15 protein-coding genes and 2 tRNA genes are annotated in these 17,162 nt (G+C 29.3%); 4 read left to right on the forward strand and 13 right to left on the reverse strand.

What is annotated here, in order from left to right:
• Positions 1 to 5: 5 nt before the first annotated feature.
• Positions 6 to 317, forward strand: a complete 312-nt coding sequence (locus tag ACVFVN_RS12580) for a DUF6922 domain-containing protein (RefSeq protein WP_456235533.1) — start codon at positions 6 to 8, stop codon at positions 315 to 317.
• Positions 318 to 688: 371 nt separating this feature from the next.
• Here ACVFVN_RS12580 and ACVFVN_RS12585 read toward each other — a convergent pair whose 3' ends face one another.
• From ACVFVN_RS12585 to ACVFVN_RS12640, 12 genes are all read right to left on the reverse strand, one after another.
• On the reverse strand, positions 689 to 2,185 hold the full coding sequence (locus tag ACVFVN_RS12585; protein ID WP_456235534.1) for a hypothetical protein: 1,497 nt from the start codon (positions 2,183 to 2,185) through the stop codon (positions 689 to 691).
• Positions 2,175 to 4,826 carry a hypothetical protein gene (locus tag ACVFVN_RS12590; protein ID WP_456235535.1) on the reverse strand — a complete coding sequence of 884 codons (2,652 nt, stop codon included), beginning with the start codon at positions 4,824 to 4,826 and terminating at the stop codon, positions 2,175 to 2,177. The genes ACVFVN_RS12585 and ACVFVN_RS12590 overlap by 11 nt, the downstream gene beginning before the upstream one ends.
• A 226-nt stretch (positions 4,827 to 5,052) precedes the next feature.
• Positions 5,053 to 6,138 (reverse strand): hypothetical protein, encoded by a 1,086-nt coding sequence (locus tag ACVFVN_RS12595; protein WP_456235536.1) that lies wholly within the window; start codon positions 6,136 to 6,138, stop codon positions 5,053 to 5,055.
• Between the two features lie 114 nt (positions 6,139 to 6,252).
• Positions 6,253 to 6,939, reverse strand: a complete 687-nt coding sequence (locus ACVFVN_RS12600; RefSeq protein WP_456235537.1) for a hypothetical protein — start codon at positions 6,937 to 6,939, stop codon at positions 6,253 to 6,255.
• A gap of 24 nt (positions 6,940 to 6,963) precedes the next feature.
• Positions 6,964 to 8,058 carry a PIN domain-containing protein gene (locus tag ACVFVN_RS12605; protein WP_456235538.1) on the reverse strand — a complete coding sequence of 365 codons (1,095 nt, stop codon included), beginning with the start codon at positions 8,056 to 8,058 and terminating at the stop codon, positions 6,964 to 6,966.
• An 89-nt stretch (positions 8,059 to 8,147) separates the two neighbouring features.
• Positions 8,148 to 9,113: a hypothetical protein gene (locus ACVFVN_RS12610; RefSeq protein ID WP_456235539.1), complete on the reverse strand. Its 966-nt coding sequence runs from the start codon at positions 9,111 to 9,113 to the stop codon at positions 8,148 to 8,150.
• Between the two features lie 35 nt (positions 9,114 to 9,148).
• Positions 9,149 to 9,958, reverse strand: coding sequence for a hypothetical protein (locus ACVFVN_RS12615; protein ID WP_456235540.1), 810 nt, complete (start codon positions 9,956 to 9,958; stop codon positions 9,149 to 9,151).
• Positions 9,959 to 9,991: 33 nt separating this feature from the next.
• A complete protein-coding gene (locus ACVFVN_RS12620) occupies positions 9,992 to 11,689 on the reverse strand; it encodes a hypothetical protein (RefSeq protein ID WP_456235541.1) in 1,698 nt (565 codons plus the stop codon).
• A 306-nt stretch (positions 11,690 to 11,995) separates the two neighbouring features.
• The gene (locus tag ACVFVN_RS12625; RefSeq protein ID WP_456235542.1) at positions 11,996 to 12,211 is read right to left on the reverse strand and encodes a transposase; all 216 of its coding nucleotides are present in this window, start codon (positions 12,209 to 12,211) and stop codon (positions 11,996 to 11,998) included.
• Positions 12,212 to 12,710: 499 nt separating this feature from the next.
• Positions 12,711 to 13,061 carry a hypothetical protein gene (locus tag ACVFVN_RS12630; RefSeq protein WP_456235543.1) on the reverse strand — a complete coding sequence of 117 codons (351 nt, stop codon included), beginning with the start codon at positions 13,059 to 13,061 and terminating at the stop codon, positions 12,711 to 12,713.
• A gap of 389 nt (positions 13,062 to 13,450) precedes the next feature.
• Positions 13,451 to 13,524, reverse strand: a tRNA-Asp gene (locus ACVFVN_RS12635).
• Between the two features lie 31 nt (positions 13,525 to 13,555).
• Positions 13,556 to 13,629, reverse strand: a tRNA-Asp gene (locus ACVFVN_RS12640).
• Between the two features lie 808 nt (positions 13,630 to 14,437).
• Here ACVFVN_RS12640 and ACVFVN_RS12645 point away from each other — a divergent pair.
• From ACVFVN_RS12645 to ACVFVN_RS12655, 3 genes are read left to right on the forward strand one after another with little or no spacing between them, the layout of a single operon-like run.
• Complete coding sequence (locus ACVFVN_RS12645; RefSeq protein ID WP_456235544.1) at positions 14,438 to 15,190, forward strand: hypothetical protein; 753 nt, start codon at positions 14,438 to 14,440, stop codon at positions 15,188 to 15,190.
• A gap of 10 nt (positions 15,191 to 15,200) precedes the next feature.
• A complete protein-coding gene (locus tag ACVFVN_RS12650) occupies positions 15,201 to 15,605 on the forward strand; it encodes a DUF5675 family protein (RefSeq protein ID WP_456235545.1) in 405 nt (134 codons plus the stop codon).
• Entirely contained in the window at positions 15,602 to 15,814 is a 213-nt protein-coding gene (locus ACVFVN_RS12655) for a hypothetical protein (RefSeq protein WP_079666149.1), read from the forward strand. Before ACVFVN_RS12650 ends, ACVFVN_RS12655 begins: the two co-directional genes overlap by 4 nt.
• Positions 15,815 to 16,116: 302 nt before the next feature.
• On the opposite strand, the gene ACVFVN_RS12660 is transcribed toward ACVFVN_RS12655, so the two are convergent.
• Positions 16,117 to 16,542, reverse strand: a complete 426-nt coding sequence (locus ACVFVN_RS12660; RefSeq protein WP_456235546.1) for a DUF6943 family protein — start codon at positions 16,540 to 16,542, stop codon at positions 16,117 to 16,119.
• Positions 16,543 to 17,162: the final 620 nt, after the last annotated feature.

Consider the following 17,162-nt stretch of genomic DNA (forward strand, 5'->3'; position numbering starts at 1 on the left):
ATAGTATGAGAATAGAAGATAAAATATTACCTGATATTCATTCTAAATTCTTTTGGGATACTAATTTTAGCTTATTAAATTGGGAGACAGCCTGTGTGCCTATCATTTCTCGAATCATAGAAAGAGGAGGTCAAAATGAGATAGATGAAATTATAAAATACTATGGTCGTGAAAAAGTTGTAAATACAATTCGAGACGAAATCGATTTTTTGGCGAATTATGCAATTGACCGAGCAATCGACTTTTTTCCGGAACTTAAAAAAGAGGAGATGCATTGCTATATAAATAGAAGTGGTAAACCTTATCATTGGATTTAGTTTTTCGAAGCTTACTTCCGGAACTCAGCATCAATAATATTCTTGAGAAAATAATTTCTCATAATAAAAAAATTGAAAGGTGCTGATTTTCGTGAGGTACTATTCGGGGTAAATTAGCTTCTTTTTCCTTTTGAAAAAAATGTAAGTTGTCCGCTTCTTAGCGGACTTCTTACATTTTAAATAATTTTATTGGAAAAATGAGTTAATCTAACAAGTACAACTATCAACAAACTTCCTTGTATTGTCATTTAATCAATTACCATCATTTTATGAATAATTTCTGAGAAGTAAGATTATGCTTTACAAAGAAGCTAAAATTAATACGTTTGATTGCATTAATGTATATATAAAATTATCAAAGCCTGGCCGGCTTACCTACTGTAATCACTCGGTCTTTTAATATTTCCATCAATTATTATGACTGCTACCTTTGAGGCGTATGACAGATCAGCTTCTTCAAAACCATGAACAGGTGGTGAAATAAGACTGATATTATTTAACGGATTTGCCGGAGGATTGGTTTTTTCGGTGAGATCAAGGATACATAATATTGAGAGTTGCTTAATATTACCTGATGAATAAGCAATAGGCTGATTCATGTATTTCTCAATCATTTTTTTTCTATTTGATATTTTAGTCTCTACCTTTAATTCAGCAATTATTCCTTTAAATGAGATCTCTACTCTTCCTCCTGATAAATGACTTTCTTTTATAATTTGTTCTCCTAAATATGGAAGTCCTATTAAATGACGTATAAGGTCATCTCTAAAAACATCTTCACTCATAGAGCCTATGTTTTTATAGATACCTTGTTGAATAGAAAATGCTTGATAATTTAGAATGCCTGACAATAAGAATAAAAAATCTTCTTTTTCAGTTTTTTCAATGTTGGGCAAATCAATACCTATATTTTTAGAAATTTCAAAGACAGCTTTATTCATCATATTAAAACCGGTCAAGAACTGATTAGAATTAGGATCTAATACTTTAAGAATAAGTTGATCATACCCTATCAGTATAGGATACAATTTTTCGGATGGATTCTCAAAATAAGCAAGAAGTCTAAGAGAAATATTGTCGTCTATGCTATGCTGGGGATATTTAAAAACAATGCTACCCGATAATTCATAAGTAAGAACATTTTCCTTATACTCAATTATTGGAAGAGAAAGGATAAACCAGTCATTGCTTGTAGTGGACACAGGTTTGATAGTTAAAGATTTATAACCTTCCGGCCAATGATTGAAATCAATAGTTCCTGAGATTTTATAATTTATTTCGGGTTTTAAAATTTTAGGATTTGGCCACGGCTCTCCATCTATATATAGGCTTAGAGATAAAACAATCTTTTTTTCTTCATCTGATTTTGATTCTTGTTCAAACAAGTCTTTATTCAAAAAGCTTTGTTGAACAGGGAATTCAGATACCATTGGAAATGCTATTTCAATAAATTTACTTATAACCGCATTTACATCTTTTATCTCTTTAACAGAAGATATCTCTTGTGTTAACACATGAATATTTTTTTTAAAACCTTCAAGATAATTTAGAGCGTCAATATCTATTAGGCTTATATGATTTTTAGAAGCGTTTAAATGATTATTTACTTCTCCATCCAGTTCCTTTTTAACAAACTTTAAAAGATGAAAAATAGAAACCAATAGATATTTATAGGCAGAAAAAAAAGATTCATCTCTACTGCCCTGAGAATCTTTAATTAACTTATCTAAGGAAGTCAGAATGTTATCTTCTTCAGCAAGAATATGCCCAGCTTTAGAAATATTAAAATCAGAGAAAATATATAAAAGTTTATTCCTTAATTTTTTTTGAATATATAGTAATTCCTCGTTGTATTGCTTAGTTTTCATTGTTTAAAAGTGGGAGAATATCAAGGTTATCTTTAACGGCTAATTCAAGACGTGAAATCTCATAAAATAAACCATTAAATTCTAAAGCATCGATATTAGATTGATTTTTAGGAACTTTAGATTCAAAAATAAGACAGAGTGTATTAAGTATCTCATGTAGATTATAATATAATAAAACTTTTAATAATCTTAAGATTGTCCTGTAATCTTCAAATGCTATTCTGTTTTCAATAAACTTTAAAAATAATTCTTCGTTTTTACTTAATAGTTCATGCGATTTATTATATAGTGTATTAAAGAATGGCTCTATTATATCTTCATGATTATGAATATAATCTACTCTTAACTTACTTATGAAGTTGAGAGTTTGTTCCAACCAAAAATCTTCTAAATTCGGAAAATCATCAGAAATTCTATTGAGTTCTTTTACAAAATCTATAGCCACATAATATTCTGGGCAATTACAATATTTTTGATAATATTCTTTAATGATATTGCTCTGATTAGCACTATTTATTTCATTATTATAGTACAATATAATTTTCACTAAATCTTTACTATAATAAAAATCGCCCTCATTAAAATATGTTGCTTCCCAACTTATTATATTGATAAACCATTTTATTTTTTGCTTTGTATCTAAATATGGTAGTATTTTATATGAGAGCTCTATTACAGCTTTATGTACAATAACTCTGGTGTGTATCATATTCTTACATAAAACCTCTATATCTTCACTCTCGACCTGATCCTGAAACTTTGCCAAAATATATGAATATGCCTCTACTGCCTTTTTCCTGATAATAATATCCGAGTCGTTTAAAAAAACTTTTATTAAATCAATGAATGTCTGGGTTATTAATTGAGGGTAATCATTCAAAAGTTTAATAATAAAATTCATCCCTTGAGTTCTCACATGAATTGAATGGATATCTAAAATATGATTATGAATTTTTGGTAAATATTCTGCTATTTCAATCTGTTCTTTGGATGATTTGATTAAAACGGATATCAAAATACTTTTCAGTTCTCCATCTTTGTCGCTACTTAATCCATTCATTGTGTTTAAAAAATCCGAATAGTTTTGTCTAGTAGAATCTTCAATGATGTGTTTACTGATTATTGATTGAAGATCATTTTGTATTTTACTTTGCTTAATTTCCAAAGATTCAATTTCATATATATTTAAATGTTGAATAGGGTTAAAAGTAGAAACTTTATTTTCTTTCAATTCGTTTTTATAATAATTGAATGTTGCAATTTCACTATGAAAATTGATAAGTAGTCCAACGAAATTTTCAAAATAAGGCTTACATACTTCAAATCGTTCTCTTGTAATCCTGTCAAAAATTTCAACTATCTTTCCTCTTATTTTGATGTCTGTATTTTTTGAGGATAAATATTCAAATAATATTTCAAGTAGACTTTGAGCATCGTTAAAATTTCCTTTTCTAATTATTTTTTCAAATAAACGAAACAGTTCAACAAAAGCACCACTACTTAATTGTTTATATTTTTTGACCAGTTTATCAATAATAAAAGCTGAGTCTATCAGATATAATTTAAATAATGTCTCACAAGTCATTGCATCAGCAGAATCATTATAAGAATCATCATCTAACTCTAAAGATAAAATTATATTGTCCGTCAAATCCTTTACAAAGCTGTATTCATTATCCTTATCTAAAAGCTCTTGTAAAAAGCCATTGATATTTATCCTTGTGCTTTTGTCATTAATGGATAATTTTTCTTTAAGAAGTTCTGTTGTATATTTTCCATTCAGATTATGAATTCTTAAAAATAAATTTATACTATTAGGATAAGAATGTTTTTCTCCGTAATATCCTATTCCTCGTTCATACTCTAAAGAATCTATGATTGATCCTACCAAATCTGAATTATGTAAAAAATAATCTTCAGATAATACATTATTTAAAATCCCGGATGTTATATCTTGAAAATTGTGTTTTATACTTTCAGTCAACCTCTCAATGGAAAAACTCGAAAAGTCTTTATTTGTCTGTGAAATATTATATATCACTTCTAAAATTCCGTCATTAACATCATTATCATCCAAATATAAACATAAGTAATCAATAGAAATTTGATTAAAATAAAGAGGAGAAAGTTTGCTTGCTTCTATTATTGAAGAAATACTTTCCAATTTACCATCTTCCAATTCGTCCAACAATTTTATAACAGAAAGTTCCGGAATTTTAGTTTTATGTTTTTCTTTGAGCTTAATCTCTTCTATATATTTTTTAAAATCTGATTTCGCCTGTTTAGCATACTCTAGTTTTTCTGCCTGTTTATCTAAATATTCTTTTTTAGTTTTGATTACTTCACGTCCAAAGTTTTTAGATGTAATTTCCTGATGAAAAGAACAGCTTTGACAATTATCCAAAATAAAATCTCTGGCAATCCATTCAAAGTTAGCAGCTGTAAAAAATGAGTTTGTGTGAGGACATGAAATAGAAAGATTAGTAGGAAGTTTATACATTTCAGCAATTAATCCTGCCGATCTGTCTTTTATCTCTATATGTTTACACCAATTTTTAACTCTGGGAAGTAAAGACTTATTTCTTTCCCCTAATTTAACAAATTGATTAATTTGTTCATTTTCTGAATTAGTTTTAGACATTCTTTTAATCCTTTCTTAGGTGATTACAATTTCAACTTTCTTCATTGAGTTATACACTAAGTATTACCATAAATCATTAAAAACTCTTCTGCTTTCCATTTAAGATAATAGCGTAGTATCATCTATAATGTTGCTAATTTCTTGTAATACTAGAAATATTTTTAATTTAAAAATAGAACATTGTTTTTAATCGTTTGTAACTTTAATTGCAAAATCTAGCTAATTTTTACTTAAAGTTATAGATATGTCCTTTTTGAGGTCTTCCTCTTTCTTTACTAACAATTGTAGGCATTATCCAAATCAATTTTGCATCACTCAAATTTTCTCCAAATTTTTGGTTTCGCCAATGTCCTCTTCGCCAATGAGGAGCAACTTCTCCACCAGAACTATTAATAGATTTATTAGTTTTTAATTTATATCCAACATATTTGATTTTAGTAAATCCATTCTGTGAGATTTCTGAATATACAACTTCTTTTTTCCGTTTTGTATTTGCTTTTTCTAATTTAGTTTTTAAATAAATGGGTAAATCAATCGGATATTTTTCATCAATATCAACTTCCTTTGTAGTTAAATAAAGGAGACAATTAATGATAAAATTAATAGTTCTATCTACAAATTGCTTGTGAATACTATATAAGCCATCTTTGGTATTTTCATCTCTGTCATCGAAAATTGAACTACCTACAAACCCGCTTTTATCAAAATTTACTGCATCTTGAACAGTTCTTAGATTGTCTTTCCTATCAAGAAAAAGCAAAATTGAATGGAATCCTCTTTCGGTATCCCAGCATAAGTCCTTATTAATGGTCCAATATTTTTCAATATATTCTTTACTGACAAAATCAATATTTATTGCTCTTTCATAATCATCTCCATCGTGATATTCATCTCGGATAAATGCTCCTTCAATTATTTCAGAACTATTTTCTTCAAAAGGAATTTTTGCAGATGATAAATCAATATAAAAGTTTGAATAGGGCAATTTAATAAGCGAGATATCAATATCAAGAACATCAGTTTGTTTTAATAGTTCAGTTATATTTTCAGAAAAATGAAAAATGTTTCGTCCTTTTTCTTTCCATTCTTTCCAAATATAAAATTCCTGCAATAGATAGGCTCGTTTTACACCTTCTTTCTCGGAGACATCTCCAAGATCCAATTTGGTTCCCCAATTACCCTCGTCTTGATAATATGGCACTTCTTTCCCCCTGCAAAACTCCTGAAATCTCTTAACATTATTAAGATGCTTTTCAAGTTTATTTCCTGTTGCAAGTTGATTAGGATAGTATTCAGTGTATTTTTTTGACATAATTTAAACTTACAATGTATTGGTGAAGTATAGAATAAAGTTAAATAATTGCTTTTATTTTTAATAAATCAATTACCTTTTTTTAAATTTCAATCCACATCTCCTATCCTATATTTAACTATAGTTTTTTTCTAATGTTTTAAAAATCTCATCTATAAACATGTACCAATTATCAGTGTACTGCTTTAGATCTTTGATGTCGAATTTGAAATTATCGGTCGTGCGATAAGAGATTGACATTTCACCATTTTGCAAATTCATTGGAAATTCGACAATTAAATTTTCGTAATGCATTATCTGATTTCTTGGAAGTACAGCCAATTTTATCCATTGATGATAATTTTCAAAAATAAAACCAAATAATTCATCTTCAGATTGATGTTTTGCAACATAACTCATAAAGCCTTTGGTTTTCCCTTCCTCATTAATATGTCCAAATGTTGAACTGGAAGCAAATCCTTTGTAAAATATTGAAAGTATTTTTACAATTCTATCCAAAGACATTTTAATGTTTATTAATAAATTATTTACCTCAAGTTTTAAATCTAAGAGAGAATTGAACATACTATTTTGGTCAACCGTTCCCTTTGACATCATATCTGCCATTTTGGTTTCAAAATATTCTTCTTCAGTTTTAATGAGTTTTTCTAAAAAGAATTGTGGAGCAATATAATTAAACCTAAATTCAACTAAAATCAAACTTAATTTTAAAAATTCATCAGAACCATAAACCTTTCTGTTTATTGATTCATTTATTTGATTGAATTTTTCAATTCTTTGATTAAGGATTGTTTGTTTCATTTTCATTGTGGTTTATTGAGATGTTTATTCGTAATCATCGTTTATTTTAAGCAATTCAATAGTTTCAATATTTAATTCATTATCAATCAATAGTGAAACTTCAAAGGCTATATTTACAGTGTCAGAAACAGCAATAACATGATCATTCCAATCTAAATCAATAATACTGAAAGTTGTTTCATTGGTACTCCAATAATCACTTTTATCAACATAATATTCTATATCAACATCTATATTCATGATCAGGTCCACCAAATATTCTTGAGAATTAATCTTTTTAACTTCTAATTTTGATAATTCAAATTCTTCATTTATATAGCTTACAGTTGGATCATCATTTGACAATGGAGCAAATGAATAATAATTATAAATATAGTTTCCTTCAAATTTTTCTTTTAGGAATTTAAAAACAGCAGGAGTAATCGTAAAATCCCAAAACTCATTTTTGACCAGCTTATTTTTAAATGCTTCCGAATGAATGAAATAGTAATTCAAGAACTTATCTTTAAACTCAGATAGAGTTTCAATAATTTCAAACGATTCAGAATTTAAAGATTGATTTTCTAAATCTTCAATTAGATCACTATGAATATTATTATTTTCTGTGAAGTCTTTATGATTTTTTGTTATAAATATTAATTCTGGAGTTGCAGGAATTTCAATATCTTCATTAGAAATAAGACTTTTAATGTTTTCCCATATAAGATTGTCCCGATAACCTTTTTCATTTTCATTAAAAGGTTTTTTCTTTAGCATCGCTTTTTTTGCCAAATACTCGTGAGATGTATTTGGGTATTCTAAAATCTTAATATTATTTTCATTTATTGTTTTGCTTAGATAAGCTTTATAATCCTCGAATATTTTATCTTCTGTTTCCTTGCTAATAGAAATAGCTGTTTTTTGTTTAGATAATTTTTCAAATGATTTTACTTCTCTTGATATATTGGATAAGTTTGATTTTATTCTCTCATTATATTTATTGCAAACTTCATCAAGAACCACCTTCGGTATATATAAATCAATTTGACTATTTTTGGAATTTTCAAGTAACATTTTGGAAGGAATTGATTCCATCCAAAAATCAGAAATAATAATATTCGAATCAATTACAACTTTCATAAAAGTATACAAGAAAAAAATCAACAAAATTCAAAATAAGTCTAACTTACAAAAAATTGTAATTAAAAGTGCCATAACAAAAAAAATAATTAATGTAGCTTTACTTGATTTTTCTCTTTAATTTGTTTTACTATATTAAAGAATTGTTCTTTTGATGATATTTCTTCGTTCCATTTAAAATCATGGGAAAATTGTTCGTCCCATAGTTTTAATGCAATTAATGAAATGTCCCATATTATACTTTCTTCATTAATATGTAACTGAAGTATAGCATTTATTAATCTATCTTCTGTATTTGGGTGTGTAGTGGATTGTGTCGTCTGTTTGAGAAATAGTAGTGAAAGTACTCCAAATATAATACCTCCTTGTATAATCATATAATGATCAGTGTTTGGAATAATTCCCTTTTTTAATAATTCAATGGCCTCATAATCAGCTTCAATTTCCATTTCTAATTCTGTTTGCCGTGAATCTGTATTAATATGTTTTATTGCGTGAATATATTCATGTGCTAAAATAAACTTAATTGCTTCACTGTAAAAAACATTCGGTTGTTCAATAAAATTTCTTTTTTCTGCATCATAGTATTCAGGATTTGGTAAATGTTCAATATCCCATTTATAAAATGAAACTTTTAGAGATTTTGCATATTGAAATAACTCTTCAGCTTTGTCAATTGCGTCATTATCAATTTCGTATACAACAGCTCCTGCTTTCTTGTTTATTCTTGGATAATCAATTTTATATATGTAGAGGGTATAGATATTATGAATCAATGACCATAAATATGACAAGAATGTTTCTTGTAGTATTATTCTTTTGTCAGCTTTTCTAATAAAAGGTGTCCTTATCGGTTCATCTCCATAAATAATATCTATTGTTTTAGAGAATCCATCATTTGTAAATGCATCACTCAATTCTTTTGAAAAAACGGGATGAGTATTTTGAAATATAAAAATATTCATATAATGTAATACTCTTACTGGTTGTTTCCCTTTATGAATTTTGGGATTGTAAAGATTTATTTTACCTTCTTTTTGTGTTAACCAACTCATTTTTATCGATATAAGATTTCATAATACGTATATGCCTATTTTTTAAAGCCTTTTTTTTGTAATATAGCCAAATCCATTAACATCTTAATTTTAGAAAACGGCTTTATCCATAATGATTTTGTGTTAACATTTATTGAACATAGTACTCCAACGCAGTCTCCTCTTTGATTTACAACCGGAGAACCGCTTAATCCTGCCCAATCTTCATAATCAGTAATTGTAGTTTCAGTATTAAAAAGCAAATAATCCCCAAAAGGTTCAATGTACTTAAGATTTTCTTTCAATGAAAATTTTCTATGTAAAAATAATCCATGTAAATTTGGTCTAATTTTTCCAAAAACAAAGTAAATATCATTGATATAAGGCTCTACAAGTTGTTCTTCTAAAAATTGAATTTTATTTTCTCCAGGTTTTGTAATTTGCTCGCCATCTTCATTAATTATATTATCATCTGTTAAAAAAGGGGCAGTTAATTTTGATTTATCCACAAGACTTAAAGCAACATCAAATAGTTCTGGATTTTTATTAGGTTTAGTGATATCAATTGCGTCCATATAATAAAACCCGCTTATGGGAGTAACTAGCGTTTCAAAATTTTCTTTATTGTTTATATTATTAAAGATTTCAACGTTATTATCTTGTCCGGTTCTTACATTTAAATCATGATCATCAATATGTATGTTATGATCCGCTGTTATAAAAAAACAATTATCTTTATAATTGACAAAAAAACCTGTTCCAAATGCAATAGGCTTTTCAGAATTTCTTGGTTCGCTTATTTTAATAAAATAAGAAGTTTTAGACAAATAATCTAGTAAGTTATAAGTTTTGTATTCCTTGTCCATGGGTGATATTTTCAGATAATCAATATTTCAAATTTAGGCATCAGAATTTTCTTTTATTAAATACGAAAATCGATCAATAAAAAGTTTTTCGTCAAACATTGAATTAAAAAACCTACTACTAAAAGGTGCTAACTTTTTGCTGATCTTGCTATTATAAGTTTGATATATTTCTAGGTCTGTTTTACCATATCCTTTTGCTATCATATTCATTTTTTTTATGTGATCTTCCAGAAGTTGTTTGAAGTGCTTATCTTTTCTTTTAAGGTATTCAGCAAAAAATATTAGAGTATCTATATCAATTATTACCAGATCATTTACAATTAGATTTTTATTTACGTCGGGAAGGTTATTATGAAGCCATTTATTCATAATATAACTAATACCGGGAATTTCTAAAAGCCTGTCAGATAGTAGTAGAATTGGATATATTTTGTTTCTCTTATCGAGATTGATCCCATCGTCAAAAATAAATTCATTTTCAGAAATAGCTTTAATATGGTTGATCAGTTGACCAATACCTATTGGTTTTCCATTTGTTGGATTTATTAAAAATTTTTTCTTTAAAGCATCAATAATTTGCTCGATATCCCCTGATGTTTTAATTTCCTTTGCAATTAAAACGTCCTTATATTCAAAAATAAAAATATCATTATTGTACCTGTAATAGTAATCTGGTTCTTTTTCTTTACTCGAAACGTCGTTTTGCTTTATATAATATTTTCTATAAAAAATATCATCCAATAAATTTTTCATAAGAAACTCCTCTGAAAATCCCTTATTGTAAAAATTGAAAAAGGTTCTGTCTCTTTCACTTAAATTATTCTTTTTGTTAAAACTATCTTTCAAAATAAACTTAACACTTTTCGTAAACTTATCAAGCACAAAGAAAGGATCGACAATCGAATAAGTAAACTCATCTATTTTGTATAAAGGATGGTTGCGGAGGTTTAAAAAATCAGTTTCTACAATGATTTCATTTGAGGTAAGAGATTGCAAAAACTTATTTGAGTCTTCATCTTCTACTCTTAATTTAAATGAATTATTGTTTTTGAAAAGTAGAATCTGCACTAATAAAAAATCCACATGAGTCGATAACTTTTCCACACTATCCTGATTAAAATATTTACACAAATCTTCAATCAGATATTCATATTCTTCTTTTGATTTTAGGAAATTAATTAGTTGTTCGAACTTGTAAGAGGTAACATAAGCAAGTTTTAACAGCTCCAAATTAACGTCTTCATAAACACCAAGATCGGCTGTAGAAAATTTCAAAGACACAAATATTTCAGCAATTTTTTCAATACTATCCTCTGTTATATCAAGAGTCAGATTATCATTTCTGTTAATTCCTTCATTAATTATCAGGAACGCTTTAAACAAGTCTAATTCTTCTTCATCAGGATTCTCTTCATTGGTATTATTGAGAATCAGCATTTCATTATTGGAAAGAATTGCTTCACTTAAAAATAATGCCGCTTCTCTGGAAACAAGAGTGATGTTACCTAAAATATTCTTTTTGAAAACATAGCAGGCAACAAGTTGGTTTATTGTAGTTTGTGTTTCCGGGTTTGAGAAAAAATTATAATAATCCGGAAGATTATCGGTAGTGAAAAAACCAATAATATTTTCAATAGATTTTTTTGAGAGTCGTTTCAAATACTCAATAAGTTCTTCCTTTTCAGGATCTGGATAAATATGATTAAACTCCAAACGGATATCGACTCTCATAGTAATTTAGTTTATGAATAAATATACAAAAAACTATACTTTCAAAATTAGTTATTTAAGTCGCGACAGAAATCTTATACGTTAACTTTACTATTTTACTATGAAATTTTAATATCAATATATTACATCTTAAAATTTGAGAGTAGAAGTAGATCATTAACTAAATGTTTCGATATTTGTTCACTATTGTCTACGATTAGACAAACAACCTCCTATTTTAGAAGGTTGTTTTTTTTATGCATTAACGCTCCAAAAGAAAGCCAAAAATGGGGATCAAGCACAAAAGTTGGAGACTAGGCAAAAAGTTTAGATAATCGGAATAGAAAAAAAAGCTTTGTCTCTCACTCCACGAAGTTGCATTCTAAAGTTTTTGATTTTCGCATTGGTACTTCTCTTTTCAAAATAGTTGAGAATATCATTATAATGATGCGTAATTGTATTTTTTAAGATAGAAAACGATTTAAACCCCGATTCTTCCACTTCGTTAAACCAATGTGCAAGTTTGAGCATTGCTACAGACAAGATGAAATACTGCCTTTGAAACTTGAGTCTAGACCCATAGCGTGCTGCTGATTAAACTTCTGAAATGTAAAACAAACCTATTTTAAAGCTAACCTCGTACTTTATAAAGCTTTATATCCATATGTTAATAAATTTATTTTTAGAATAGAGTCTTTTCTCTATAAATACAACATAGAATCATTTCTTTTTTTTGAAATAGAGTCTCCAATTTTCAAATCATAGTATAAGGTCGTATTCTGCCCGTCTTTATATGTTACCATTATGAAATTGTGCTGCGAGATATCCCGTTCTATGTTTAGAATAATCGTATGTTTTTCTAATTGTAAAATTCTCGATTTAATTTTTTCATCATACTGATTAAAATAATAATAAACAGACAAGATGATCAAAAAAATGTTGAAAATAAGACACTTACTAATATTAATTTTTGTGATTTTATCATTCTAATGTTTTGTCAATATTTCATAAATTAAGTATATAACTTAATCTGTTATTTAAATCAATTAGCTTTATACCCATAAGGAAGTAAGTTGATTTGAAGTCTAGAGTCATTCCTAAAAATATACATTATAGAATCATTTTTATTTTTTGAAATAGAATCTCCAACTTTCAAATCAAAATATAAAGTTTTGCGTTCACCTGTAGCATATAAAACGGTGGTAAAATTATGATTAGAAGAATCATTATAAATTTGCAGCACTTTAGTATGTCTATGCATTGAAAGTATTCTTTTTTTAGTTATTTCATCTGATTTTAATATTTTATATAGAAAAGATAATATTACACAAATAGAAGTAACTAACACAATAAATATTAACACTATTTTCTCTTTTTTCATTATTGCACCCATGCTTTAGAAGTTGAATACATTACTGGAAACCCTCTTTGAGACTACTCCCTACAACTAACTTTGTACTATATAAGCATTTTTGATATCATAAGAATTACGCCTAAAATTACCTAATCAAATTGATGCATATTTATATATCCATCAAAATTTTTATTGCCCCTTTATCTATTGTATCATCTCTCGAAATTTCGAATGCCATTTCTTTTTTTTTATTCCGATTATTCAAACTTTTTGCTTAGTCCCCAACTTTTATGCTTGATCCAACATAGGTCATTGTCTAGCTCACTGGCATCTTGTGAAATCCTGATGCTTTTTGTTACCTGTATAAAACAAAAATGCTGTAAAACATACGTTTTACAGCATTTTGTACTATTTTGTTATTGTAGTTGCGATCCGGACGGGACTCGAACCCGCGACCTCCGCCGTGACAGGGCGGCATTCTAACCAGCTGAACTACCGGATCAATCTTTTGAAAAGTGATTGAAAACTTTTTGCGATCCGGACGGGACTCGAACCCGCGACCTCCGCCGTGACAGGGCGGCATTCTAACCAGCTGAACTACCGGATCAATCTTTTGAAAAGTGATTGAAAACTTTTTGCGATCCGGACGGGACTTGTACTTTTTTGACAAACATCCTATCCATAGGCTTTATACTGTTCCTTCAATTGTTAGGTCACTGAATAGGTCATTAACAAATTGATATAAAGAATGTCATTTTTTATTGATGTAAAGATAAAGATTTCTTAACAATCTGCAAATTTACTACTCTATTTTTTTGAATAGGTTTATATAACTCACACAGTATCATAACAAAATATTGCATTTCATTATTAATATATCAAGGCTATCCAATGATAAGATGGGCTAATTGCTCATATTTGATACCAGTATAAGCGCAAAACTCTTCGATTGTTAGGTATTCATTGGGTTGTTTATTCAGCTCTGCTTTTATTTTATGGACTAGCCGTGTGCTTTGTCGGTAACTCTTCCCTGTTATCCGCTGGATGTCTTTAGCATATATGCATATTCTAGTCAGATCCTTTTTCATATGTAGATGTTTTTTTTAGTGTCATATGTTATCGCACTCTTCTTAGGTGTTTGTTTGTACAATAATTTGTCAATACCGATTTCATAGGTTAAACTTAAATGGGATAAGACGTATTAATAACTTAACTATATGCAAGTTATATCTTTTTGAGAGTGATCATTTGATATTGTTATGGACAAAGTATTCACATTTGGACATACGGTATAGTCTTCTCTTTGAATTTCCTTTATATAATGCAACATTTGTCTTCAAATCAATCTAAATCATGTTGCAACAGCCAAAGATTGAAGTGTAATTAAATGTGTATTAATCTTAAATCTTATTACAATGGCAAGACAAAAAAGTATTGTAAAACTTGATGGTACTATTGGAGGTATCACATTTTACAAGTCTAAGGAAGGCTATTTAGCCCGAGAAAAAGGAGGCGTATCTGCAGAAAGAATCCGCAATGATCCCGCTTTCCAAAGAACGCGAGAAAACAATGCAGAGTTTGGGCGTGCAGGTAAAGCTGGAAAAGTTCTACGAAATTCTATTCGTCAATTACTTCAGAACATCAATGATAGTCGAATGGTAAGTCGCTTGACAAAAAAGATGGTCGAAGTTATCAAACTGGATGCTGTTAATCCTAGAGGACTCAGAAATGTTATTGATGGTGAAGCGGAACTTCTAATGAATTTCGATTTCAATGCTAATGGAAAATTAGGGAACACGGTTTATGCTCCGTGGAATAAAACATTGGATCGACCTACAGGTGAAGCAGGTGTAAATTTTGATCCGTTCGTTCCAGCGAAAATGATTGCCGCTCCTGGGGGTACAACTCATTTTAAATTGACTGCAGCTGCAATGGATATTGATTTCGAAGCGGAAGTTTATGTTGCTCCCATTGGAGAAAGTATCATTTTACCTTGGGACAATACCTTAACTGCTGCAATTGACATTCCTCTTGAGCTACCCGAATTGTCGACACACCCTCTATTTTTAGCTTTAGGCATTGAGTTCTTTCAAGAAGTGAATGGTGAAAAATATTCGTTAAAAAACGGAGCTTTTAATGCTTTAAAGATCATTGATGTAGTTGTTTAATGCTCTAATTATGAAATTAGTTTTAGAACGTCAATATCATGTATCAGGCACTAATGGGACTTTATACTTTGAGGACAAAGAGATCTGCAAGACGATTGAATTAGCTTGGAAAAATAACCAAAGAAGAATTTCATGCATTCCAGAAGGTTTATATCGAGTTAAAAAGCGTTTTAGTCCAAAATTCAAATGGCATTTAGAAGTCCTGAATGTAAAAAACAGAGATTTAATTCTCTTTCATCCTGCCAATAATGCTTTGAAGGAATTAAATGGTTGCATTGCTCCAGTTTCGGAGCTGACTGGAGAAGGAAAAGGAATCCTTTCACGGATTGCCTTTGATCGATTGAAAAATATACTTTTTCCATATCTAGAAAAAGGCTTTGTAATTAATCTAACAATTAAAAAATCAACGACATGAAAAAAGTAATGGAAAGAATGCAGGAGCCTACTCCAAAATTCTTTAAAACAATAAGAAATTTAGGTTTAGTGCTTACAGCTGTAGGAAGTGTTATTGCAACAGCTCCCGTTTCGCTGCCAGCAATTGTAATAACAATAGCTGGATATATTGCGGTTGCTGGAGGAATCGCATCAGCAATCAGTCAAACGGCAGTTTATAGGGATGATTAAAATTCATTCCTAGAAATTAACATCAATTATCTATGAATTATTTAGATAATTCAACTAAACTAAGTACAGCATTTGGTACTCTACTAACGATATTTGTCAATATACAAACCGAAGACCTGATCAAAACCATTTTACTCGCAGGATTAGGAGGTGCTTCCAGTTTTTTGATGACATTATTACTGAAATTTCTTATTAAATTATTAAAAAACAAGTTCTAAAAGTTGTGGTGACTAAGAACAAAATAGCCTCTCAGAATTTTGAGAGGCTATATTTTGTTTTAAATACTGAATTCTTAAATCTTATTAGATTTCAAAATAATACTTTCGCACTAGAACAGAACGAAGTTCGGAAAGCTGCTTGAGTTGCTCAGTAAACTTTTGTTCTAACTGATAAACGGCTTTGATGTCGGAAAGGATTTTGGCGTTCTGCTCCATCTTCTTAAGACTAGGAATGATGAAATTTTGTATAATTTTCTTAAGTTCAAACAAACGAAGCATTTCAATCACACTTCCGCATAAATAAGGATGAAAAAAGCCGTTTTTCCAAAGTGTAAAAAATGTCCAGTACAGGTTTTCGCGTTCTTCTTGGTCGTTGCAGTACAGGATAAAACAGTTCGGACAAGGCTCAAACAATGGTTTTCCTGCGTTGTGTCCTCTTGAAAGGATAAAAATTGCGTTTTCGGGCGTTTCTTTTTCAGAATTGTACGTACGTACTTTAAAATTTGTCATGGCTTGAGATTTAAAATTTTATGCTGCGCCGAAAATTTTTCAAAAGAAAACGAAGAAAAAAACCGAAAAAAAAAGAAAAAAAGAAAGCCCTCTTGTAAGGGGGCGTGGCATTGTGTCAAGGTTTTTTGCTAAAAGTTTTTGCATATATTTTAGATGCAAAAATCTTTTTGCAAAAACCCGTAGGGCTTGACCTTTACACAATATAGCGGCTGGATTAGGAAGCCCCCTATCTTTGCCTTCTTTTTTTATTTTTTGGCCGAAGTTCGGCTTCCATTTCTTCTTATGATTATGCTAAAAAAACTAATATTCTAGGGTAAACGATAATTAAAAGGTGTGGGAAGATGCTTGGCAAAGAACGGTGAGCAATGGAAAAGGCAGGTGTATATGGCAGTTGAAATTTGCTTTGGCGATATACTCCTGCATGCGGTGACATATTGGTAGGGATATGCTTGCATATACCTATTGTGAAGGAACTGGAGAAGCTTGGATTTAGCTTTGGGAATCTCTGGTAAAAATGGGTAGATAAGCTCGCACAAAAAAGATGCTTGAGAAAAGATTCAAGAACCGAGCATCTAGATACAAGAACTAAATATGATGAGCGTTGGAAAAGATAGCTGTAT

The organism is Soonwooa purpurea (genome assembly GCF_053891095.1).